Raw genomic sequence first — 22680 nt, 5'->3', positions numbered from 1 at the left:
ATTAAATGTAGTTCGCAGAGAACTACAGTATCTTACATTATACGACAGAACCAACGAAAATACAAACAGAAGTTATGTATGGCATTGTAGAAAAAAGTGCCTGGAAGTGAACAAAAGATGTAAATTATGTGAAAAGAGAGTAAAGAGGTGGAATGGAATTGACAAAGTAAAAAGCAGACGATAAAATAACATACGTGGAAGGAGGTTTTGAATGAAGAACTGGTTAGATAAAATGGAGCGCAGGTTCGGGCGCTATGCAATTAGAAATCTTACGATGTATCTGCTTGCAGGTTATGCAATCGGATATCTTTTGAGTTTTACGATGCCACAGCTTCTTACCTATTTTACACTGGAACCGGCACTGATTTTGAAAGGGCAGGTGTGGCGACTTCTAAGCTGGGTGATCATCCCACCGAATGACAATATTATTTTTGTTATCTTTATGATGCTGTTATACTATTCCCTTGGTAATACGCTGGAAAGCTACTGGGGGGCATTTCGTTACAATGTTTACATTTTCTCAGGAATATTATTTACAGTTATTGGAGCTTTTATTGTGAATGGACTGATCGGAGGCATTACCGGATTTGGAAGCCTTTACAGTACTTACTATATCAATATGTCCATTTTCCTTGCATGTGCATCCATCATGCCGGATTATCAGCTTTTGCTTTACGGCATTATCCCAATCAAGATGAAGTGGCTTGCAGTTCTGGATGTGGTTCTGCTTGCGGTAGACGCAGTGCAGGGCGGTCTGATCATACGGATCGTGATCATCGCATCGCTTTTGAACTTTATTATTTTCTTTTTCTGCAACCGGAATCTGCGTGGACACAGTCCGAAACAGGCTGCCCGCAGAAAGAAATTCCAGAAGCAGATAAGCCGTCCGCAGAATCAGTATGCAGGCGGTGCAAAGCACAGATGTGCAGTGTGCGGTCGTACGGAACTTGACAATCCGACACTGGAGTTCCGTTATTGTTCAAAGTGTAACGGGAATTATGAATATTGCCAGGACCATCTTTTCACACACGAACATGTGAAGTAGAGTTCTAACATAGAATCAAATTGAATAATAAGAGGAGGAAACAATGAAAAAAACCAAGATTGTTTGTACAATGGGACCAAACACCAACGACAGAGAAATGATGAGAAAGCTGATCCAGAATGGAATGAATGTGGCACGTTTCAATTTCTCACATGGTGATCATGAAGAACAGAAGTTCAGAATGGATATGCTCAAAGAGCTTCGTGAAGAGGAACATACAAACACTGCAATCCTTCTGGATACAAAGGGACCGGAAATTCGTACAGGAATCCTGAAAGATGGAAAGAAGATTACTTTAAAAGAAGGAGAAACCTTCACTCTGACAACAGAAGATATCGTAGGAGATAATAAGAGAGTATCTATCACATATAAGGGACTGGTACAGGATATTTATAAAGGCTGTACCATTCTGATCGACGATGGCCTGATCGGACTTCGTGTAGAGAGCAAGACAGAGACAGAGATTGTCTGTTCTGTAGTAAATGGTGGAGAACTTGGCGAAAGAAAAGGTGTTAACGTACCGAACGTAGCCATTCGTCTTCCGGCTATTACAGAAAAAGATAAGGATGATATCCGTTTCGGTGTAGAGCAGGATATTGACTTTATCGCAGCATCATTTGTAAGAAATGCAGAGTGTGTACTTGAGATCAAGGCATACTTAAAAGAACTCGGCGCTCCGTATATTCCAATCATTGCAAAGGTAGAGAACGCAGAAGGTATTGAGAATATTGATGAGATTATCCGTGCGGCTGATGGTATCATGGTGGCACGTGGAGATCTTGGTGTAGAGATCCCGGCAGAGGAAGTGCCGCATCTCCAGAAAATGATCATCCAGAAATGTAATGACAACTTTAAGACTGTTATTACTGCAACACAGATGCTGGATTCTATGATGCGTAATCCGCGTCCGACAAGAGCAGAAGTGACGGATGTTGCCAATGCGGTATACGACGGAACAGATGCAGTTATGCTTTCCGGAGAGACAGCACAGGGGAAATACCCTCTGGAAGCACTCCAGATGATGGTTCAAATTGTAGAGACGACAGAGGAACATCTGGACTATGATTCCATTCTTGTTAAAGCCGGAGATCATCTGAAGTCAGGTGTGTCCAGTGCAATCGGATATGCTTCTGTACTTGCGGCAGCGAACCTGAATGCAAGATGCATCATCACTCCATCTGTATCCGGTGCAACAACAAGGGTTGTATCCAACCTTCGTCCGAGACAGGAAATCCTTGGAATTACACCGAACGAACGTACCCTTCGCCGGATGTCGATCTACTGGGGCGTAAGAGGATTGAAGTCTCTGGAATTCCATACAACAGATGATATCTGCAGTGGGGCAATTGATCTTGCACAGGCAAAGAAATGCGTGGACAGTGGAGATATTGTTGTCCTGACAGCTGGTATTCCTTCACCGAGCGTACAGCGTGAAAAGGGTTCTGTAAGTAATATGATGCGTATTGCAACCATCGACTAGACGAAAGAGAGATGAACAGAATGAAAAAAGAACCATTCGTAACAAAGACACAGTTAGATGAAATCGTAAAAGAATATCCGACTCCGTTTCATCTTTATGATGAAAAAGGGATTCGTGAAAATGTAAAAGCACTCAAAGAAGCCTTTGCATGGAACAAAGGATATAAAGAATATTTTGCAGTAAAGGCAACTCCAAACCCATATATCCTCAATATTTTAAAAGAATATGGATGCGGATGTGACTGCTCTTCCTATACAGAGCTTTTAATGTCTGAGTCTGTCGGACAGGTTGGAGAAAATATTATGTTTTCTTCCAATGATACACCGGCAGAGGAATTTGCACTTGCTGATAAGCTCGGCGCGATCATCAACCTGGACGATATCACACACATTGATTTTCTGGAAAAGACGATCGGAAAGATTCCGGAGACAATCAGCTGCCGTTATAATCCGGGTGGACTTTTCAAAATTTCCAACAGCATTATGGATAATCCGGGAGATGCCAAATACGGTATGACAACTGAACAGATTTTTGAGGCATTCAAGATCCTGAAGTCCAAAGGCGCAAAAGAGTTCGGTATCCATGCATTCCTTGCAAGTAATACTGTAACTAATGAATATTATCCGACACTTGCACGTACTTTGTTTGAAGTAGCAGTTAAGCTTCAGAAAGAGACCGGTGTACATATCAAGTTCATCAACCTTTCCGGTGGTGTGGGAATTCCTTACAAACCGGATCAGGAACCGAACGATATCAAGGCGATCGGTGAAGGTGTAAGAAAAGTGTACGAAGAGGTTCTTGTTCCGGCTGGAATGGGCGATGTGGCGATTTACACAGAACTTGGCCGTTTTATGCTTGGACCTTATGGATGCCTTGTGACAAAAGCAATCCATGAAAAGCATACGCACAAAGAGTACATCGGTGTAGATGCATGTGCCGCAAACCTGATGCGTCCGGCTATGTATGGTGCCTACCATCACATCACTGTCATGGGAAAAGAAAATGAACCATGCGATCATACTTACGATGTGACTGGTTCTCTGTGCGAGAATAATGATAAATTTGCAATCGACCGTCAGCTTCCGAAGATTGACATGGGAGATCTGCTTGTGATCCATGATACCGGAGCACATGGATTCTCTATGGGATATAATTACAATGGACGTCTTCGTTCCGCAGAAGTTCTTCTGAAAGAGGACGGAGGTACACAGCTGATCCGCAGAGCAGAGACTCCGATGGATTACTTTGCAACTTTCGACTGCTTCCCGGTTTATGAGGAACTTAAGAAGAATACGGAAGAAGCGGATAAGCTTGGAAAATAATTTCAAATAGTTTATTTTGAAAAAATACTTGCGAACCGAAGATAAGTATGATATGATTATTTTCGGTTCGTGATTAAAAAACATGAATTTTATGCCGGCATGTCGGAATGGCAGACGAGGCAGACTCAAAATCTGTTGCGGGTGACCGCGTGCGGGTTCAAGTCCCGCTGCCGGCAGTTGATAATTAACTGGAATTGAATAAAAGATATGAGAAGTACATTGCGATGATTCGTGATGTATTTTTTCGTATATACACAATTGTTGTGGCACATTTCGTGTATCTGTAATTTTGATGAGGATCTTTTTTACCCCTTCATGTATTGAAAATATCAAAAAAAAATGTCATAATGAGATGTTGTATATTTGAACGAATAGATAGAAAAGATAGAAGTAAGTGATGAGACTTACAGAGAGGCAGTTGATTATGAGCAAAATCGTATTGATAGACGGACACAGTATTCTGAACAGGGCGTTTTTCGGACTTCCGGATCTGACAAATGCGGAAGGACTCCATACGAATGCAATATATGGATTCTTAAATATTATGTTCAAGATCCTGGAGGAGGAAAAGCCGGAGTATCTGACCGTTGCATTTGATGTGCATGCGCCGACTTTCCGCCATAAGATGTTTGAGGCGTATAAGGGGACGAGAAAGCCGATGGCAGAAGAACTCAGACAGCAGGTACCGTTGATGAAGGAAGTTTTGCATGCTATGGGAATCCGGACGATCGAGCAGGAAGGGCTGGAGGCAGATGACCTTCTTGGAACGCTGTCCAAAAGATGCGAGCGAATGGGGATGGAAGTGGTCATTATTTCCGGAGACAGAGATCTTCTCCAGCTTGCTACAGACCATGTTGAGATCCGGATTCCGAAGACAAAACGGACCGGAACTGAGATCGAGAATTATTATGCAGTGGACGTAAAAGAAAAATACCAGGTGACACCGACAGAATTTATCGATGTGAAAGCATTGATGGGAGATACTTCAGATAATATCCCAGGGGTGCCGGGAGTCGGAGAAAAGACGGCGACCAAGATTATTGTAGAATACGGATCTATTGAAAATGCCTACAAGCATGCATCCGAACTGAAGCCGCCGAGAGCATCGAAAAATCTGGTGGAATACTGGGATCAGGCACAAATGAGTAAGGTGCTGGCGACAATTGATGTAGACGCGGATTTTGCTTATGAACTGGAAGAGGCGAAGCTTGGAAATCTTTATACAGAGGAAGCTTATGTCTATTTCCAGAGACTGCAGTTCAAGAATCTGCTGAATCGTTTTGATGTGCAGAGTGAGAATTCGATTGAAGATGCATTTGTGATCGCTGTGGGAAAAGAAGAAATTCAGAAAATCTTTGCGGAGGCAGAAAAAGCGCAGACAGTGGGAGCCGTTCTTTACAAAGACACCAGAAATGTACTTCCGCTCTTTGCAGGAAATGCTGAGATAGGTGGAATTGGAATTTCGTTTGGGAAAGAGAAGATCTACTGTATTCCGGCAGGAAATGGATACAGCATGGAGGAACTTCTGGAGGCACTTGTACATGTGGCAAAGCATGCCGGACGGTTTGTGGTGTTTGATCTGAAGTCATCCCTGCCTTATCTGAAAGGATTAGAAGGAGCAGCAGAGGAGAAGTGCTTTGACAGTATTGTAGCAGCTTACCTCCTGAATCCGTTGAAAAATGATTATGGATTTGAAGATGTGGCACAGGAGCATCTTGGATTGATGATCGATCCGAAGACAGAACTGGAAAAAATGGTCTGTTATGAAGCCTATGCTGCATTTGCGTCATCGGAAGTTTTGGAAGAAAAGCTGAAAAAAGAAGAAATGTGGAAGCTTTTTACAGAAATAGAGATGCCGCTTGTATTTACTCTGTTCCACATGGAGCAGAATGGGGTGCGTGTAGAAGCAGAAGAACTGAAAAGCTATGGAGAACAGCTTGGCGGAAAAATCGTACAGTTGGAAAAGGAAATTTATGAGCTTGCCGGGGAAGAATTTAATATCAATTCGCCAAAGCAGCTGGGCGTGGTCTTTTTTGAACATCTGTCCCTTCCAAATGGAAAGAAGACGAAAACAGGATATTCGACGGCAGCAGACGTACTGGATAAGCTGGCACCGGATTATCCGATCGTGGCAAAAATCCTGGAATATCGTCAGCTTGCCAAGCTGAAATCGACTTATGCAGATGGGCTTGCCGTATTTATTCATGAAGATGATCACCGGATCCATGGAAAATTCAACCAGACAGTCACAGCGACCGGACGTATCAGCAGTACAGAGCCAAACCTGCAGAATATCCCGGCGAGGGTAGAACTTGGACGGCTGATCCGTAAAGTATTTGTGCCGGAAGCGGGATATGTGTTTGTAGATGCTGATTATTCGCAGATAGAACTGCGTGTGCTGGCACATTGCTCCGGAGATACAGCACTGATCGAAGCATACCGGGAGGCAAAGGACATTCACCGGATCACAGCTTCTCAGGTGTTTCATACTCCGTTTGATGAAGTAACCGATCTGCAGAGGCGAAATGCAAAAGCAGTCAACTTTGGTATTGTTTATGGGATCAGTTCTTTTGGACTGAGCCAGGATTTAAGTATTACGAGAAAAGAAGCGGCCGAATATATTGACCGTTATTTTGAAACCTATCCGGGTATCAAGAAATTTCTGGATGATGCAGTTGCTCATGCAAAAGAACAGGGATATGTTGTGACCTTATTTGGCAGAAGAAGACCGGTTCCGGAGCTGTCTTCCAGCAATTTTATGCAGAGACAATTCGGGGAACGTGTGGCAATGAATTCTCCGATCCAGGGAACGGCTGCAGATATCATGAAAATCGCAATGATTGCTGTAGATAAAGAGCTTCGCATGAGAAACATGAAATCCAGGCTGGTTCTGCAGGTACACGACGAACTTCTGATCGAGACATGGAAGGAAGAGGAAGAGGAAGTGCGGGAGATCCTGAAAGAAGGCATGATGCATGCGGCAGATCTTTCCGTTCCGCTTGAAATTGACATGCATAGTGGAAAAAACTGGTATGAGGCAAAATAGAAGGAAACAGATATGAGAAAAATAGGAATAACAGGAGGCATTGGTTCCGGGAAGAGCAAAGTACTCGACTTTTTAAGTGTAGTGTGCGGTGCGGTGATCTGCCAGTCAGATTTGGTGGCACATCAGGTACAGCTTCCGGGAGAAAAATGTTATCAGAAGGTCGTGGAGACGTTTGGGAAAGAAATTTTAAATCCTGATGGAACGATTGATCGGAAAATTCTTGGCAGAATTGTGTTTGATCAGCCAGAGAAACTGCAAAAGCTTAATGCGATCGTGCATCCGGCGGTCAATGAAAAGATCCGGGAGGAAATGCAGAAGGCGCAGGAAGAGGGAAAAGAGCTTTTTATTCTGGAAGCCGCACTCCTTACGGAACCGGTATATCGTGAGATGTTGGATGAGATCTGGTATATTCATGTGCCACAGGAGATCCGGATGGAGCGACTGAGAAGTTCACGCGGATATTCAGATGAAAAAATGTATGCGGTGTTTGCAAATCAGCCGTCGGAAGAGACATTTACAGCGGTTTCGGATCTTGTGATCGAAAACGGCGGAACCTTTGAAGAAACGGAAAAACAGATAGACTTGGCACTGGGAAGAGGCTAAGAACAGGGAGAAGAAACAAGATGAGATTATGCAGCATTGCCAGTGGCAGCAGCGGAAACTGTATTTATGTGGGGAGCGATCGAACGCATCTGCTTGTAGATACAGGAATCAGCAAAAAACGAATTGAGGAAGGCTTAAAGGAACTTGAAATAAAAGGGAAAGAGCTGGATGGAATCCTGATTACCCATGAACATGCAGATCATATTCAGGGACTTGGTGTATTCAGCAGAAAATATGAGATCCCGATCTATGGAACACCGGGAACGATTCAGGGAATCCGTGATTATAAAAATCTCGGGAAAATGCCGGAAGGACTTTACCATGAAATCCAGGTAGACAAAGAATTTAAGCTGGGTGATATTGACGTGCATCCATTTGCTATTTCCCATGATGCAAATGAACCGAGCGGCTACCGCTTTGAGCAGGATGGAAAGAAGATCGCGGTAGCAACGGATCTTGGAAAATACGATGAATATACGGTAGAGAACCTGAAGGATTTAAATGCGGTCCTGCTGGAATCTAACCATGATATACATATGCTGGAAGTCGGTCCTTATCCGTATTACCTGAAGCAGAGAGTTCTTGGGGACAGAGGACATTTATCAAATGAATTGTCAGGACGGCTTCTTTGTGATATACTACACAATAACTTGCAGAGTGTATTGCTGGGGCATTTGAGCAAGGAGAATAATTACGAAGAACTTGCATATGAGACTGTTAAGCTGGAGGTCACTTTGGGGCAGAACCCGTATAAGGGGGATGATATACCGATCGCAGTTGCAAAAAGGGATCAGGTGTCTGCAGTAATCGAGGTTTAGAAAAAGAAAGTATGCAGAATTGGATTCAGGAGGACAGGCAGAATGAAGAAATGCATTATTACAGTAGTCGGTAAAGATTCGGTCGGAATTATTGCGAAAGTATGTACATACCTGGCAGAGACCAATATCAATATTTTAAATATTTCCCAGACGATCGTGGATGGGTATTTTAATATGATGGCGGTTGCAGATGTGGAAAATTCAAAAAAAGAACTGGATATCGTAGCGGTAGAACTTCGTGATATCGGCTTACAGATCGGTGTCAATATTCATTGTCAGAGAGAAGAGATTTTTGAAAAAATGCACAGAGTGTAAGGAGAACCGCTATGATTAATTTTTACGAAGTAGTAGAAACAAACCAGATGATCGAAGAAGAAAATCTGGATGTAAGAACAATCACATTGGGTATCAGTCTGATGGACTGTATTGACTCAGATCTGGACAGACTGAATGAAAAGATATATAAAAAAATCACAACACTTGCAAAGGATCTTGTATCGACAGGAGAGAAGATCGAAAGTGAATTTGGAATTCCGATCGTTAATAAGCGGATTTCCATTACACCGGTTGCACTTGTTGGCGGTTCAGCCTGCAAAAAACCAGAGGATTTTGTGACGATCGCAGAGACACTGGATAAAGCAGCAAAGGAAGTCGGTGTAAACTTTATCGGAGGATACTCTGCAATCGTATCCAAGGGAATGACAAAGAGCGATGAACTCCTGATCCGTTCCATTCCGATGGCAATGGCAAAGACAGAGTGTGTGTGCAGTTCGGTCAATGTAGGTTCGACAAAGACTGGTATTGATATGGATGCAGTCCGTCTTTGCGGCGAGATTGTAAAAGAGACAGCAGAGGCGACAAAGGACAAGGATTCGATTGGCTGTGCAAAATTTGTAGTTTTATGTAATGCACCGGATGATAACCCGTTTATGGCAGGGGCTTTTTTAGGCGTTACCGAAGGAGATGCCGTGATCAATGTCGGTGTCAGCGGACCTGGTGTTGTAAAAAGAGCGATTGAAAAATGTCGTGGCGAGGGCTTTCAGGAACTTTGTGATACGATCAAGAAGACCGCATTTAAGGTGACAAGGGTTGGTCAGCTTGTAGCCGGAGAAGCTTCCAAAAGGCTTGGTATTCCGTTCGGAATCATTGACCTGTCACTTGCACCGACACCGGCTGTTGGCGATTCAGTAGCGGAGATTCTGGAAGAAATCGGACTTGAGAGAGTTGGCGCACCAGGAACAACAGCAGCACTTGCTATGCTGAACGATCAGGTGAAAAAAGGTGGCGTTATGGCGTCTTCCTATGTAGGAGGTTTAAGCGGAGCTTTTATTCCGGTCAGTGAGGATAAAGGAATGATCGATGCAGTCAATGCCGGATCTCTTTGTATAGAAAAGCTGGAGGCGATGACTTGTGTCTGCTCGGTAGGACTTGATATGATCGCTATTCCTGGTAAGACGAAAGCTACTACGATTTCCGGGATCATTGCGGATGAGATGGCGATCGGAATGGTCAATCAGAAGACAACGGCGGTTCGTGTGATACCTGTAGTTGGAAAGGATGTTGGAGATATGGCAGAGTTTGGTGGTCTTTTGGGATATGCGCCGATCATGCCGGTCAATGAATTTGACTGCAGTGCATTTGTGAATCGAAAGGGAAGAATTCCTGCACCGATACATAGTTTTAAAAATTAGAAAGAGGTAAAGAGAGCATGGGGAAAGTTGCGATTGTAACAGATAGTAACAGTGGAATTACACAGGCAGAAGGAAAGAAGATGGGAATTTACGTACTTCCGATGCCATTCTATATCAATGAGGAGTTGTTTTACGAGGATATCACACTCACGCAGGAGGAGTTTTATGAAAAACTGGCAGGAGATGCAGATATTAAGACTTCCCAACCGGCTCCCGGAGATGTAATGGATATGTGGGACAAGGCGCTGGAGGAATATGATGAGGTTGTACATATTCCGATGTCAGCCGGTCTTAGCAGTTCATGTGAGACTGCAATCATGCTTTCCCAGGACTATGATGGAAAAGTACAGGTCGTAAATAATCACCGGATTTCTGTTACGCAGCGAAGATCGGTGGAAGAGGCGAAAAAGCTTGCAGATGCTGGAAAGAGCGCGGCAGAAATTAAAGAACTGTTAGAAGCGATCCAGTGGGACAGTGATATCTATATTACAGTAGATACTTTAAAATACCTGAAGAAAGGCGGCAGACTTACACCGGCAGCTGCAGCGATTGGAACGGTTCTGAACCTGAAGCCAGTTCTCCGTCTTAAAGGAGAAAAGCTGGATGCGTTTGCGAAGTCAAGAGGATGGAAGAGTGCAAAGAAGACGATGATCAAGACAATTAATGAGATTCGTACTTCAGAATTCGGAGATTGTGATGGAAAAAAAGATCTGTATCTGGATGCAGCTTACACAGGAGACCGCAAGGAGGCACAGGAATGGCTGGATGAGCTTCATGAAGCATTTCCGGAGTTTGAAATCCGGATGGATCCACTGTCGTTGAGTGTGGCATGCCATATCGGACCTGGAGCCAGGGCGGTGACTCTTACCAAAATTCTTCATGTGAACTAAATGAGAAAGAGACTTTTTGCACAAACATGCGTAGTAGTGGTGTGCAAAAAGTCTCTTTTTTGATAAAGGGGAAGGGTTAAATAATTTGCAACTGCTTCTGATATTCATTTGTAAAAGGTGTGCCAAATTTCTCGGTAATTATGGATTCATACAGGTCTGATGCGAAAATGTCCAGGTTCAAGAGGACCTGGGTGGCGGAGGTGAGATCTCTGGCATCTGCGAGCTTTGTGATCAGAGGGATGGTGGCATACTCTTTGATCTCTTTAAGAATTTGAGTATCTTTTTTTTGAAAACCGAGTACGCGGGCATAAAGGGCGGATGTGGATGACCGCTCTTTTTTTGCTTTGCCGGAAATGTTGCCGGAATCTTCTGCAAAACAGAAAGGAGGCTCATGTCGGAAGGTGTCCTTTTCTATGCCGAGCAGGATGTGCAGCAGGGCGCGGCTGATCCGGGTGTAGGTAAGCTCTCTGGTTTTCAGAAGATCGCAGAAGGAACTCCAGGTAGCAAAATCATTTCTCTGATTGATGATCCGGTTGGCGAGGTCTTTGCTGACATCAAGGTAATCGGTCAGAGAGGAAGCACTCTCACAGAGCAGTCGATACTTTAGCAGGAGCGAAAAATCATCCTGAGTAACCGGAAGTGAGGACTGGTAATTCTTTCGCAGCAGATCTGAAGAAGCGGGCGGAAGTTGTCCTGCGACGGATGGAAAAGCATCTTCTGGTAAAGATGGATTCAGAATTCGGTTGCGGATCGCAGTTGCGGAACTGAAGGTTTCGCAGAGGGCAGTATCGTGGTAGCCGGATCCCTCGCGGGGAATCGCGAAAGGCTGGATCGGACTTTTGAAATACCGGAGTGCTTTTAAGTATTCAATCCCAAGAGTATTGTTTGGTGAGGACAGGATTTCGGCAAGGGACGGATCCTTTGTATAGACACTTAGGGCAGTCTGGCGTGCCTGCGGAAACGGTCGGCCTTTTCGCAGCTCATCCTGCAGGAGCTGCCGGTAGACTTCTGGCTCTTCGGAAAGAATCCGGGCAAGCCGATTGAGTTTTTTGATATCGCCACACTCACTGCCAAAACAGAGATAGGAAATACAGCCAAGACTGTTAAAAATAGAAACGGCACCTCTTGCAAACAACTCTGCACTGCCACAGGAAAAAAGGACCGGGAGCTCCAGAATGAGTGATGCACCGCCAAGAAGGGCAGCTTTTGCCCGCAAATGCTTTGGTGCGATAGCAGGGGCGCCACGCTGGACGAAGTCACCACTCATAAGGATAACTGCCGCATCTGCCCCTGTTTTTTGAAGTGCCTGGTCTATATGATACTGATGCCCGTTGTGGAACGGATTATATTCTGCGATGATACCGACGATTTTCATACTTTTAACTAAAATCTCCTTTGTGTTGTTTGTGAAAAGATTATACTATAAAAAGAGTTTTTGTGCAAAAAACATTGTACTGGAAAATATTACGTGAAAAAAATAACATTACTTGTATACAATGTGTGCAAGGAGTATAATTAAGAATAGAGTGTGAGTTCTAATAAAGAAAATTCTAGTACCAGAAGGGAGAAACATCAATGAATGTATTAGTAATCAACTGCGGAAGTTCATCACTGAAGTTCCAGCTCATCAACTCAGAATCGGAGGCGGTTCTCGCAAAAGGTCTTTGCGAAAGAATCGGTATTGACGGAAGACTTACCTATCAGCCGGCAGGTGGAGAGAAGAATGTATCTGAAAAGGCTATGCCTACACATACAGAAGCAATCCAGTTCGTAATCGACGCGCTGACAGATGCAGATACAGGTGTTGTTAAGAGCCTTGACGAAATCGGAGCAGTCGGACATCGTGTTGTTCACGGCGGAGAAAAGTTTGCAAAATCTGTAGTTGTAACACCGGAAGTAAAAGCTGCGATCGCAGAGTGCAATGACCTTGCACCACTTCACAACCCGGCAAACTTAATCGGAATCGAAGCTTGTGAAAGCCTGATGCCGGGCACACCACAGGTTGTTGTATTTGATACTGCTTTTCATCAGACAATGCCTGAGAAAGCTTATATGTATGGACTTCCATATGAATATTATGAAAAATACAAAGTAAGACGTTACGGATTCCACGGAACAAGCCACAGCTTCGTATCTAAGAGAGTAGCTGAGATTGTTGGAAAACCATACAACGCAACAAAGACGATCGTATGCCATCTTGGTAATGGAGCATCTGTTTCAGCAGTGCTTAACGGAGAATCAGTAGATACCTCTATGGGACTTACTCCGTTGGAAGGTCTTGTAATGGGAACACGTTCCGGAGATATTGATCCGGCGATCATGGAATTCATTGCTAAGAAAGAAAACCTTGACATTGCAGGAATTATGAATGTCCTGAACAAGAAATCAGGTGTGGAAGGTGTATCCGGTGTATCCAGCGACTTCCGTGATCTTGAGGCAGCAGCAAAAGCAGGCAACAAGCGTGCAGAACTTGCAATCGACGTATTTGCATACAGAGTAGCAAAATATGTTGGTGCTTACACAGCAGCAATGAACGGTGTTGATAATATCGTATTTACAGCAGGTATCGGTGAGAACTGTGCACTTGTAAGAACAAAAGTCTGCAGCTATCTTGGATATCTTGGAATTACAATCGATGAAGAAGCAAATGGAAAACGTGGAGAAGAGATCATAATCTCTACACCAGATTCCAAAGTGAAAGTTCTTGTAGTTCCGACAAACGAAGAACTTGCAATTGCAAGAGAGACAGTTGCACTTGTATAACAGAAGAAATTAGAAAAAACCTTAAAATCTGTAAATCATCCTTGACAAAAAGAATTTACATGGTATAATAGTTTAGGTGTGAACAGGAGAAAGAATTATGTTAATTGACCTGTCCGAAGTCTTATCTGAACCGCATAAGTCCATTGACGAAGTGGTCGGCACTGAGATGAAAGAAGTGAAGGTGAACGGAAGCAGATTTCCGGTAAGCCGGACACAGCCTGTGCATATTCATGTCGAGTATGCCGGCGAAAAAAAACTTCATATCAGTTGTGAGACAAGTCTTACGGTAATCATTCCGTGTGACAGATGTCTTACAGATGTACCGACAGATTTCACGCTTTCCTTTGAAAAGCAGGTGAATACAGCTCTGGCAGACGGAGAAGATGATGGCGAATCCGATGAAGCGAATTACATTGACGGATATCATCTTGATGTGGAGCAGCTGCTCTATAACGAGATTTTAGTAGGGTGGCCGATGAAAGTTCTATGTAGCGAAGACTGTAAAGGGATTTGCAGTGTATGTGGTCAGAACTTGAATGAGGGAAGCTGCGACTGCGAAGACACCAGTCTTGACCCTAGAATGTCAGTTATCCGCGATCTTTACAAGAATTTTAAGGAGGTGTAACCTATGTCAATTTGTCCAAAGAATAAATCTTCTAAAGCAAGAAGAGACAAGAGAAGAGCAAACTGGAAAATGAGCGCACCGAATCTGGTGAAATGCAGCAAATGTGGAGAACTTATGATGCCACACAGAGTTTGCAAAGCTTGTGGATCTTACAACAAGAGAGAAATCGTTACTGTAGAAAACTAATTAAAAAAGGCTATAGTACAGGAGTTAGGCGTATTGCTTAACTCCTTTTCTTTTTTCTAATTTTCCTAAATCTGCTAAATATTATTGATTTTTACGGTCATGTCTAGTAGAATTGGTTTAGTAATGCTGGGAGGTAACAGTATGAAAGAAATAACAAAAGTTGTTGTCGATGCAATGGGCGGAGACAACGCACCGCATGAGATCATCAAAGGTGCGGTCGAGGCGGTCGGGAAGTCAGATGCGATCCATGTGATTCTGGTCGGAAAAGAAGATGTCATCAATCAGGAACTTTCCGGGTACACATATAATAAAGAACAGATTTCGGTTGTTCATACATCGGAAGTAATTGAGACAGCAGAACCGCCGGTTATGGCGATCCGCAGAAAGAAAGACTCATCCATTGTGGTAGGTCTTAAGATGGTGAAGGATAAAGAAGCTGACGCTTTTGTTTCAGCAGGAAGTTCCGGTGCGGTTCTTGCCGGGGGACAGCTTCTGGTTGGACGTATCAAAGGGGTGGAAAGGCCACCGCTTGCACCACTGATCCCGACAGAAAAAGGATTCTCCATTTTGATCGACTGTGGGGCGAATGTAGATGCAAGACCTTCACATCTGGTGCAGTTTGCCAAGATGGGTTCGATCTATATGGAACATATTATGGGAGTCAAGAATCCGAAGGTTGCGATCGTCAATATCGGAGCTGAGGAAGAAAAGGGTAATGCCCTGGTCAAGGAGACTTTTCCTATGCTGAAAGAATGTAAGGATATTAACTTTATCGGAAGCATTGAAGCGAGAGAAATCCCTCACGGACAGGCAGATGTTATCGTCTGTGAAGCATTTACCGGCAACGTGATCCTGAAACTCTATGAAGGAGTAGCATCGGTTCTTGTAAGCAAGATTAAAGGTGGTATGAAGCAGAATCTCCGCGGCATGATCGGTGGACTTCTGGTTAAGCCGGTGCTGAAAAAGACTATGAAGGATTTTGACGCAAGTGAGTACGGTGGAGCACCACTGCTTGGACTCACCGGTCTGGTAGTAAAGACACACGGCAGTTCCAAAGCAAAAGAAGTCTGCAATTCAATTTTGCAGTGTGTAACCTTCAAAGAAGAAGGAATCAATGAAAAGATCAAAGAATGTATTCAGGCGGAAGAAAAATCCGCACAGGAATAAGCTCAGAAAGGATTAAGAATTATGGAATTTGAAAAACTGAAAGACATTATTGTTGATGTGATGGGATGTAACCCGGATGAAATTACGATGGACACTACATTTGTAGATGATCTGGGAGCTGATTCGCTTGATATTTTCCAGATTATTATGGGAATTGAAGATGCATTTGATATCGAAATTGAAAATGAAGATGCAGAAAAGATCGCAACAGTAGGTGATGCTGTAGAACAGATCAAGAACGCTGTTAACTAGGGAAAATGATTACAGGGGACATCCCCATTTTTGGGGAGTGTCCTTTTTTAAAATTGGAGGAGCAATCATGAGCAGAAATGTAAAGGAACTGGAAGAAAAAATCGGCTACAATTTCAAGGACAGCCATTTGCTCAGACATGCTGTGACGCACAGCTCTTATGTGAATGAAAAGCATATGAAGAAGGCAGACTGTAATGAACGTCTGGAATTCCTTGGAGATGCTGTTCTGGAACTGATTTCAAGCGAATATCTTTTTTTCGAGAACCAGACAATGCCGGAAGGAGAACTGACTAAGTTAAGAGCAAGCATGGTATGCGAGAAGGCACTTGCATTTTGTGCGCGGGATCTGGAACTTGGAAGTTATCTGCTGCTTGGGAAAGGTGAGGACGCGACCGGTGGAAGATTCAGAGAGTCTATTACCTCGGATGCATTGGAAGCACTGATTGGTGCGATTTATCTGGATGGTGGTTTTGCTAATGCGAAAGAGTTTATTTTAAAATATATTTTAAACGACCTGGAAGGGAAACGGCTCTTTTATGATAGCAAGACTATCCTGCAGGAAATGGTACAGGGCGGTCAGGAAAAAGGAATTGTCTACCAGCTGGTAGGAGAAGAGGGACCGGACCACAATAAATCCTTCCGTGTAGAGGTTGTGATCGGCGGAGAAGCCTTTGGATGTGGTATCGGAAGAACCAAAAAGGCTGCCGAACAGGAAGCGGCTTATCAGGCAATCCTGAAGCTGAAAGAAGGAAAGGTACAGTAGGTGAGGCATGTATTTAAAAAGTATTGAAGTACAGGGATTCAAGTCTTTTGCAAATAAGATTGTCTTTGAATTTCATAACGGGATCACCGGAATCGTCGGACCGAACGGAAGTGGGAAAAGTAACGTGGCGGATGCCGTCCGCTGGGTACTCGGAGAGCAGAAGGTGAAGCAGCTCCGTGGAGGTACGATGCAGGATGTTATTTTTTCCGGTACGGAAAACCGGAAACCCCTCAGCTACGCATCGGTTGCGATCACACTGGATAATTCAGATCACAAACTCCCGGTGGAGTTTGAAGAGGTTAAAGTCACAAGAAAGTTGTACCGTTCGGGGGAAAGTGAATATCTGATCAACGGCAGTGTCTGCAGGCTCAAAGATATCAATGAGATGTTTTATGATACAGGTATCGGAAAAGAAGGATATTCGATCATCGGACAGGGACAGATTGACAAGATCCTGAGCGGTAAGCCGGAAGAGAGACGAGAGCTTTTTGATGAGGCGGCCGGGATTGTCAAATTTAAGCGCCGCAAGGCGTTATCTCTTCGCAAACTGGAAGAAGAGCAGAGCAATCTGGTCCGTGTCAATGATATTTTGGGAGAGTTGGAAAAGCAGTTTGGTCCGCTTCAGAAACAGTCGGAGACAGCGAAGGAATATCTGAAAAAGAGAGAAGAACTGAAGCATTATGACATCAATATGTTCCTGGTGGAGATGAAACGTCTGAAGGGGCAGATCCGGGAAAACGATGAGAAGCTGAAGATTGCGCAGGATGAACTCATTGAAGCCGGCAAAAAGCATGAAGATATGAAGGCACAGTATGAGAAGATCGAGCAGGAAGTAGATGAGATCGACGCCGGAATTGAGCATGCAAAAAGCCAGAGAAATGAGACAACACTTCTGAAGCAGCAGTTGGAAAACCAGATCGAGCTTTTAAAAGAGCAGATCAACAGTGTCCGTATGAATGATGAACACTATGAAAAACGCGCAAACGATATTCAGGCAGAGCTTGCAAACCGTGAAAGGCAGAAATCCGAACTGGAAGAAGAAAAAGCAGAGATCGACAGACATCTTGCAGCTGCATCTGAGAGACAAAAGCAGGCAGGAGAGGAGCTGACTGCCCTGCAGAGCCGGATTGCAGAGATGACAGTGGAGATTGAAAAGAATCAGAACGATATCCGTGAGCTTCTGAATAACCGTGCATCCACGAAGGCAAAGCTGCAGCATTATGAAACGACGCTTGAACAGATCAAGGTACGCCGGGCACTGCTTTACAAACGTCTGGTAGAAGCGGAGAGTGATGTACAGAGGCAACAGGAACTTGCCGCGCAGTATACGGAAGAACTGAAGGCAGTATCAGGTAAGATCACGGATTCTGTAGAACAGATCAAAAACTATGAAACAGAGATTGCCGGACTGCAAAAAGAGATCGGACAGGCAAATGAAAACCTGCGAAACAGGCAGAATGCTTATCACAGGGAGTACTCTCGTCTGGAGTCTCTGAGGAACCTTACGGAGCGTTACGATGGTTATGGGAACAGTATCCGTCGTGTGATGGAGCAGAAAAGCCGCGAGCCGAAAATCCTGGGGGTTGTGGCTGATCTGATCAAAGTAGATAAAAAATATGAGACTGCGGTGGAGATCGCACTTGGAGGCAGTATCCAGAATATCGTTACTGCAGACGAAGAGACTGCAAAAAAAATGATTGGTTATCTGAAGCAGAACCGGTATGGACGTGCAACTTTCCTTCCATTGACAGCGATTCGTGGGGGACAGGGATTTGCCAGGGCAGAAGCCCTTCGCGAGCCGGGGGTGATCGGCACGGCGGACAAGCTGGTAACGGTAGAAGATAAATTTACATCTCTTGCAGAGCATCTTCTTGGAAGAACTCTTGTGGCAGACAACATTGATACCGGGATCCGTCTGGCAAGAAAGTACCGTCAGTCCCTGCGTATCGTTACGCTGGAAGGAGATCTGATCAATCCTGGCGGAGCAATGAGTGGTGGAGCATTTAAGAATTCCAGTAATCTGCTCAGCAGAAGACGTGAGATTGAAGAACTGGAAAAGACGGTTGCGCGTCTGAAAACAGAACTCCAGAAATCGGAAACAGAAGTTGCGGTCGCAAAGGAGAAGCGGACGACGCTGTATGCAAAGGTGGAAGAGATCCAGCAGGAATTGCAGAATGACTATGTGGTTCAAAATACTGCGAAGATGAATCTGGACCAGGTAAAAAGCCGTCAAAATGCGACCAGAGAAAATTCAGAAGGAATTTATGCGGAGCGCAAGAAACTGGAAGAACAGGTTCATGAGATCGAGGAAAACGAAGAATCGATCAAAATGGAACTGGAGACCAGCCAGCAACTGGAGGACGAGCTGACACGCCAGATGGAAAGCTCACAGAAGTGGCTGGAAAAAGAGCGTGAGACAGAAGCGGCAGAAGTGCGCAAAAATGAAAATATTCACCTCAGTTTTGCTGCATTGGAGCAGAAAAAAGATTTTATCGAGGAGAATTTTGTCCGTATCCGGGAAGAGATGGGAAAATTCCAGGAAGAGCTTGCCACTTTAAATGCAAGCAAAGGAGAGAATCACGGTGAAATAGAGCAAAAGGAAGCACAGATTACCGAAATCCGGCAGACGATAGAGAATTCAAAGGAATTATTTGAGGAAATCAACAAAGAGATCGAAGAATCGCAGAAAAAGCGGGAAGAACTGAATCAGAAGCATAAGGCATTCCTGAAAAAGCGAGAAGATCTGGCAGCCCATATGGCAGAGCTTGATAAAGAATCCTTCCGGCTTACCAGCAAGAAAGAAGGCTACGAGGAAGCTTTGGAAAAGCAGATCAATTATATGTGGGAAGAGTACGAACTGACGTATAATCATGCACTGGAAATCCGGGATGAGAGTCTGACAGATCCTGCCGAGATGCGAAGGCGGATCCAGGAATTAAAGACGGAGATCCGGAAACTCGGATCGGTGAACGTCAATGCGATCGAAGATTTTAAAAATCTTTCCGAGCGGTATGAATTTATGAAAACGCAGCATGATGATCTGGTAGAGGCAGAAGCAACGCTCAAGAAGATCATTGAAGAACTGGACGAGGCGATGCGCAAGCAGTTTACTGAGCAGTTTGCGAAGATCAGCCAGGAGTTTAATCAGGTGTTTAAACAACTGTTCGGTGGTGGAAAAGGAACTCTGGAACTGATGGATGATGAGGATGTGCTGGAAGCCGGAATCCGGATTATTGCGCAGCCGCCGGGTAAAAAACTTCAGAATATGATGCAGCTTTCCGGTGGAGAAAAGGCGTTGACGGCGATTTCGCTGCTGTTTGCAATCCAGAATCTGAAACCTTCCCCGTTTTGTCTGCTGGATGAAATCGAGGCGGCACTGGATGATTCTAATGTCACGAGATTTGCACAGTATTTGCACAAGCTGACGAAAAATACACAGTTTATCGTCATTACACACCGTCGCGGTACGATGACAGCGGCAGACCGGCTGTATGGGATCACTATGCAGGAAAAAGGGGTATCAACGCTGGTATCTGTGGATCTTCTGGAAGATGAGCTTACAAAGTAGTGGATAGGAGGATATGATGGCAGAAGAAAAAATGGGATTTTTTAAGCGTCTGGTAGCAGGACTTAACAAGACGCGCGATAATATCGTGTCTGGAATGGACAGTATTTTTCATGGATTTTCAAAGATAGATGAGGACTTTTATGAGGAACTGGAAGAGGTTCTGATCATGGGAGATCTGGGGGTAAAAGCAACTTACGCGATTCTTGATGATCTTCGTAAAAAAGTAAAAGAACAGCATATCAAAGAGCCGATTGAGTGCAGACAGCTCCTGATCGACAGTATCAAAGAGCAGATGGATGTAGGCGAGACAGCTTATGAATTTGAAAACCAGACTTCTGTTGTTCTGGTGATCGGAGTAAATGGAGTCGGAAAGACGACTACTATCGGAAAACTTGCCGGTAAGATGAGAGGTCAGGGCAAGAAGGTTGTGCTTGCTGCAGCAGATACTTTCCGTGCAGCTGCGGGCGATCAATTAAAGGAATGGGCACATCGTTCGGATGCAGATCTGATCGGCGGACAGGAAGGTGCAGATCCGGCAGCCATCGTTTATGATGCGGTAGCGGCTGCAAAAGCGAGAAAGGCAGATATCCTTCTGGTGGATACAGCCGGAAGACTTCACAATAAAAAGAACCTGATGGAGGAACTGAAGAAGATTAACCGTGTGCTGGAAAGAGAATATCCGGAAGCATACAGGGAAACTTTGGTCGTTCTGGATGCAACGACCGGACAGAATGCACTTTCACAGGCAAAGGAATTCAGTGATGTTGCGGATATTACAGGAATTATCCTGACTAAGATGGATGGAACGGCCAAAGGTGGAATTGCAGTTGCAATTCAGGCAGAGCTTGGAATTCCTGTTAAATATATAGGTGTCGGTGAGACAATCGATGATCTGCAGAAATTCGATTCCGACGAATTTGTACAGGCATTATTTACAACAGAAGAAAAGAAGGAAGAAGGAGAAGAATAATAATATGCTGACATTGGAAAAATTTGAAGAAGCAAGCGAGATCGTAAAACGTGTGACACGTCCGACAAAGCTTATCTACAGTGAGTATCTCAGTAGTCAGACCGGGGGAAAGGTCTATTTGAAACCGGAAAATATGCAGTACACAGGTGCATACAAATTAAGAGGAGCTTATTACAAGATCAGCACACTTTCTGAGGAAGATCGTGCAAAAGGTCTGATCACAGCTTCAGCAGGAAACCATGCGCAGGGTGTGGCATATGCGGCAAAAGCGTTTGGATGTAAGGCGACGATTGTTATGCCAACTGTCACTCCGCTGATCAAGGTAAACCGTACCAAGAGCTATGGCGCCGAGGTTGTTTTACACGGAGATGTCTATGACGATGCCTGCGCAAAGGCCTATGAGCTTGCAGAAGAGTACGGATATACTTTTGTACATCCGTTCGATGATCTGGATGTAGCTACCGGACAGGGAACGATTGCAATGGAAATTGTCCAGGAACTCCCGACCGTTGATTATATCCTTGCACCGATCGGGGGCGGCGGACTGATCACAGGTGTATCTACACTTGCGAAAATGCTGAACCCAAAGATCAAAGTGATCGGTGTGGAACCGGCAGAAGCAGCAAGTATGACTGCTGCAATCGAAGCAGGACATACCGTAACACTTCCAAGTGCCAACACGATCGCAGATGGTACAGCAGTAAAAAAAGTCGGGGAACAGAACCTCCCATACGTCATGGAAAATGTAGACCAGATCGTAACTGTAGAAGACGATGAACTGGTCGGAGCATTCCTTGATATGGTGGAAAACCATAAAATGGTAGTAGAAAACTCCGGTCTTCTTTCCGTTGCAGCTTTAAAACAGCTGGATCTGAAAGGTAAGAAAGTAGTATCTATCTTAAGCGGCGGGAACATGGATGTTATTACCATGTCTTCAGTTGTACAGCACGGACTAATCCAGAGAGACCGTATATTCTCTGTATCGGTACTTCTTCCGGATAAACCGGGTGAACTGGTAAAAGTGGCACAGACGATTGCAGAAGAGCAGGGAAATGTGATCAAACTGGAACATAATCAGTTTGTAAGTATTAACCGGAATGCGGCTGTGGAGCTTCGTGTGACACTGGAAGCATTTGGAACCGATCATAAGAACCGGATCATTGCGGCATTGGAGGCAGCCGGGTTCAGACCGAAGCTGATCAGTGCGAAGTTATATTAGAATGTTTAAGAGGACAGTCTTATCCCCTGGTGAGGGATGAGGCTGTCTTTTTTGAAAATAAGGTTGTTAGGTCGGGCGAGAAAAAGAATCTCTTCCAATCCAGGTTGTGCAAACCATTCCGATGAACCTCTGAAGGCGAAAATTATGTCAGCAGAGGCTTCCATAATTTTTGAGTTTCATCTCCATTGCACAAAATAGCCTGCAAATAAAAAGTCAAGGCTAAATTTAAGAACATTGAAAATTTTATACAGGTTGAAAATTTGGTATCAAAA

The 22680-nt window shown here is 44.3% G+C and carries 19 protein-coding genes and 1 tRNA gene; 19 read left to right on the top strand and 1 reads right to left on the bottom strand.

All coding sequences use genetic code 11. The features are described from left to right. The first annotated feature begins 211 nt into the window (after window positions 1-211). From AB5213_RS14240 to AB5213_RS14195, 10 genes are all read left to right on the top strand, one after another. Window positions 212-1045, top strand: coding sequence for a hypothetical protein (locus AB5213_RS14240; protein ID WP_172676475.1), 834 nt, complete (start codon window positions 212-214; stop codon window positions 1043-1045). A 43-nt stretch (window positions 1046-1088) separates the two neighbouring features. Then, window positions 1089-2525: a pyruvate kinase gene (gene pyk, locus AB5213_RS14235; protein WP_055156614.1), complete on the top strand. Its 1437-nt coding sequence runs from the start codon at window positions 1089-1091 to the stop codon at window positions 2523-2525. 20 nt (window positions 2526-2545) lie between these two features. After that, on the top strand, window positions 2546-3847 hold the full coding sequence (locus AB5213_RS14230) for a diaminopimelate decarboxylase (RefSeq protein ID WP_227120272.1): 1302 nt from the start codon (window positions 2546-2548) through the stop codon (window positions 3845-3847). Between the two features lie 93 nt (window positions 3848-3940). Continuing rightward, window positions 3941-4023 (top strand) — tRNA-Leu (locus AB5213_RS14225). 245 nt (window positions 4024-4268) lie between these two features. Further along, window positions 4269-6893: a DNA polymerase I gene (gene polA, locus AB5213_RS14220; RefSeq protein WP_368276853.1), complete on the top strand. Its 2625-nt coding sequence runs from the start codon at window positions 4269-4271 to the stop codon at window positions 6891-6893. Between the two features lie 12 nt (window positions 6894-6905). Further along, a complete protein-coding gene (gene coaE, locus AB5213_RS14215; RefSeq protein WP_008372230.1) occupies window positions 6906-7496 on the top strand; it encodes a dephospho-CoA kinase in 591 nt (196 codons plus the stop codon). Window positions 7497-7516: 20 nt separating this feature from the next. Continuing rightward, window positions 7517-8314: an MBL fold metallo-hydrolase gene (locus AB5213_RS14210; protein ID WP_055296675.1), complete on the top strand. Its 798-nt coding sequence runs from the start codon at window positions 7517-7519 to the stop codon at window positions 8312-8314. Window positions 8315-8356: 42 nt separating this feature from the next. Beyond that, window positions 8357-8629 (top strand): ACT domain-containing protein, encoded by a 273-nt coding sequence (locus AB5213_RS14205; RefSeq protein ID WP_022219876.1) that lies wholly within the window; start codon window positions 8357-8359, stop codon window positions 8627-8629. 11 nt (window positions 8630-8640) lie between these two features. Next, the gene (locus AB5213_RS14200) at window positions 8641-10005 is read left to right on the top strand and encodes a PFL family protein (protein WP_368276848.1); all 1365 of its coding nucleotides are present in this window, start codon (window positions 8641-8643) and stop codon (window positions 10003-10005) included. A gap of 17 nt (window positions 10006-10022) precedes the next feature. After that, a complete protein-coding gene (locus tag AB5213_RS14195) occupies window positions 10023-10895 on the top strand; it encodes a DegV family protein (RefSeq protein ID WP_008372222.1) in 873 nt (290 codons plus the stop codon). Between the two features lie 76 nt (window positions 10896-10971). Here the strand turns inward: AB5213_RS14195 and AB5213_RS14190 are convergent, their stop codons facing one another. Continuing rightward, the gene (locus AB5213_RS14190; protein ID WP_368276847.1) at window positions 10972-12270 is read right to left on the bottom strand and encodes a nucleotidyltransferase family protein; all 1299 of its coding nucleotides are present in this window, start codon (window positions 12268-12270) and stop codon (window positions 10972-10974) included. A gap of 200 nt (window positions 12271-12470) precedes the next feature. Between AB5213_RS14190 and AB5213_RS14185 the strand changes: the two genes are divergently transcribed. The 9 genes from AB5213_RS14185 to ilvA all read left to right on the top strand — a co-directional run bounded on the left by AB5213_RS14185 (window position 12471) and on the right by ilvA (window position 22408). Further along, on the top strand, window positions 12471-13658 hold the full coding sequence (locus AB5213_RS14185) for an acetate kinase (protein WP_055248329.1): 1188 nt from the start codon (window positions 12471-12473) through the stop codon (window positions 13656-13658). A 97-nt stretch (window positions 13659-13755) separates the two neighbouring features. Then, window positions 13756-14283, top strand: a complete 528-nt coding sequence (locus AB5213_RS14180) for a DUF177 domain-containing protein (protein WP_055156626.1) — start codon at window positions 13756-13758, stop codon at window positions 14281-14283. Between the two features lie 3 nt (window positions 14284-14286). Next, entirely contained in the window at window positions 14287-14469 is a 183-nt protein-coding gene (rpmF, locus tag AB5213_RS14175) for a 50S ribosomal protein L32 (RefSeq protein WP_008372209.1), read from the top strand. 141 nt (window positions 14470-14610) lie between these two features. After that, window positions 14611-15636 (top strand): phosphate acyltransferase PlsX, encoded by a 1026-nt coding sequence (gene plsX, locus AB5213_RS14170; protein ID WP_022219879.1) that lies wholly within the window; start codon window positions 14611-14613, stop codon window positions 15634-15636. 21 nt (window positions 15637-15657) lie between these two features. Then, on the top strand, window positions 15658-15888 hold the full coding sequence (gene acpP / locus AB5213_RS14165) for an acyl carrier protein (protein ID WP_008372189.1): 231 nt from the start codon (window positions 15658-15660) through the stop codon (window positions 15886-15888). Window positions 15889-15955: 67 nt separating this feature from the next. After that, a complete protein-coding gene (rnc, locus tag AB5213_RS14160; protein WP_022219880.1) occupies window positions 15956-16651 on the top strand; it encodes a ribonuclease III in 696 nt (231 codons plus the stop codon). 7 nt (window positions 16652-16658) lie between these two features. Beyond that, entirely contained in the window at window positions 16659-20219 is a 3561-nt protein-coding gene (smc, locus tag AB5213_RS14155) for a chromosome segregation protein SMC (RefSeq protein WP_368276846.1), read from the top strand. A 16-nt stretch (window positions 20220-20235) separates the two neighbouring features. Further along, window positions 20236-21189: a signal recognition particle-docking protein FtsY gene (gene ftsY / locus AB5213_RS14150; RefSeq protein ID WP_022219882.1), complete on the top strand. Its 954-nt coding sequence runs from the start codon at window positions 20236-20238 to the stop codon at window positions 21187-21189. A 4-nt stretch (window positions 21190-21193) separates the two neighbouring features. Further along, a complete protein-coding gene (ilvA, locus tag AB5213_RS14145; RefSeq protein WP_008372180.1) occupies window positions 21194-22408 on the top strand; it encodes a threonine ammonia-lyase in 1215 nt (404 codons plus the stop codon). Window positions 22409-22680: the final 272 nt, after the last annotated feature.

It is taken from the genome of Coprococcus sp. RTP21204st1_G4_RTP21204_210225, from assembly GCF_040915385.1.
Lineage (GTDB): Bacteria > Bacillota > Clostridia > Lachnospirales > Lachnospiraceae > Allocoprococcus > Allocoprococcus comes.
Note: the sequence above shows the minus strand (reverse complement) of the source record. Positions and strands in the feature narration are given on the sequence as shown.

Bases quoted from the DNA above. Each gene is read 5' to 3' on its own strand.
- AB5213_RS14240 (WP_172676475.1), top strand. From the start codon at position 212: ATGAAGAACTGGTTAGATAAAATGGAGCGCAGGTTCGGGCGCTATGCA.
- pyk (WP_055156614.1), top strand. From the start codon at position 1,089: ATGAAAAAAACCAAGATTGTTTGTACAATGGGACCAAACACCAACGAC.
- AB5213_RS14230 (WP_227120272.1), top strand. From the start codon at position 2,546: ATGAAAAAAGAACCATTCGTAACAAAGACACAGTTAGATGAAATCGTA.
- coaE (WP_008372230.1), top strand. From the start codon at position 6,906: ATGAGAAAAATAGGAATAACAGGAGGCATTGGTTCCGGGAAGAGCAAA.
- AB5213_RS14210 (WP_055296675.1), top strand. From the start codon at position 7,517: ATGAGATTATGCAGCATTGCCAGTGGCAGCAGCGGAAACTGTATTTAT.
- AB5213_RS14205 (WP_022219876.1), top strand. From the start codon at position 8,357: ATGAAGAAATGCATTATTACAGTAGTCGGTAAAGATTCGGTCGGAATT.
- AB5213_RS14200 (WP_368276848.1), top strand. From the start codon at position 8,641: ATGATTAATTTTTACGAAGTAGTAGAAACAAACCAGATGATCGAAGAA.
- AB5213_RS14195 (WP_008372222.1), top strand. From the start codon at position 10,023: ATGGGGAAAGTTGCGATTGTAACAGATAGTAACAGTGGAATTACACAG.
- AB5213_RS14190 (WP_368276847.1), bottom strand. From the start codon at position 12,270: ATGAAAATCGTCGGTATCATCGCAGAATATAATCCGTTCCACAACGGG.
- AB5213_RS14185 (WP_055248329.1), top strand. From the start codon at position 12,471: ATGAATGTATTAGTAATCAACTGCGGAAGTTCATCACTGAAGTTCCAG.
- AB5213_RS14180 (WP_055156626.1), top strand. From the start codon at position 13,756: ATGTTAATTGACCTGTCCGAAGTCTTATCTGAACCGCATAAGTCCATT.
- rpmF (WP_008372209.1), top strand. From the start codon at position 14,287: ATGTCAATTTGTCCAAAGAATAAATCTTCTAAAGCAAGAAGAGACAAG.
- plsX (WP_022219879.1), top strand. From the start codon at position 14,611: ATGAAAGAAATAACAAAAGTTGTTGTCGATGCAATGGGCGGAGACAAC.
- acpP (WP_008372189.1), top strand. From the start codon at position 15,658: ATGGAATTTGAAAAACTGAAAGACATTATTGTTGATGTGATGGGATGT.
- rnc (WP_022219880.1), top strand. From the start codon at position 15,956: ATGAGCAGAAATGTAAAGGAACTGGAAGAAAAAATCGGCTACAATTTC.
- smc (WP_368276846.1), top strand. From the start codon at position 16,659: ATGTATTTAAAAAGTATTGAAGTACAGGGATTCAAGTCTTTTGCAAAT.
- ftsY (WP_022219882.1), top strand. From the start codon at position 20,236: ATGGCAGAAGAAAAAATGGGATTTTTTAAGCGTCTGGTAGCAGGACTT.
- ilvA (WP_008372180.1), top strand. From the start codon at position 21,194: ATGCTGACATTGGAAAAATTTGAAGAAGCAAGCGAGATCGTAAAACGT.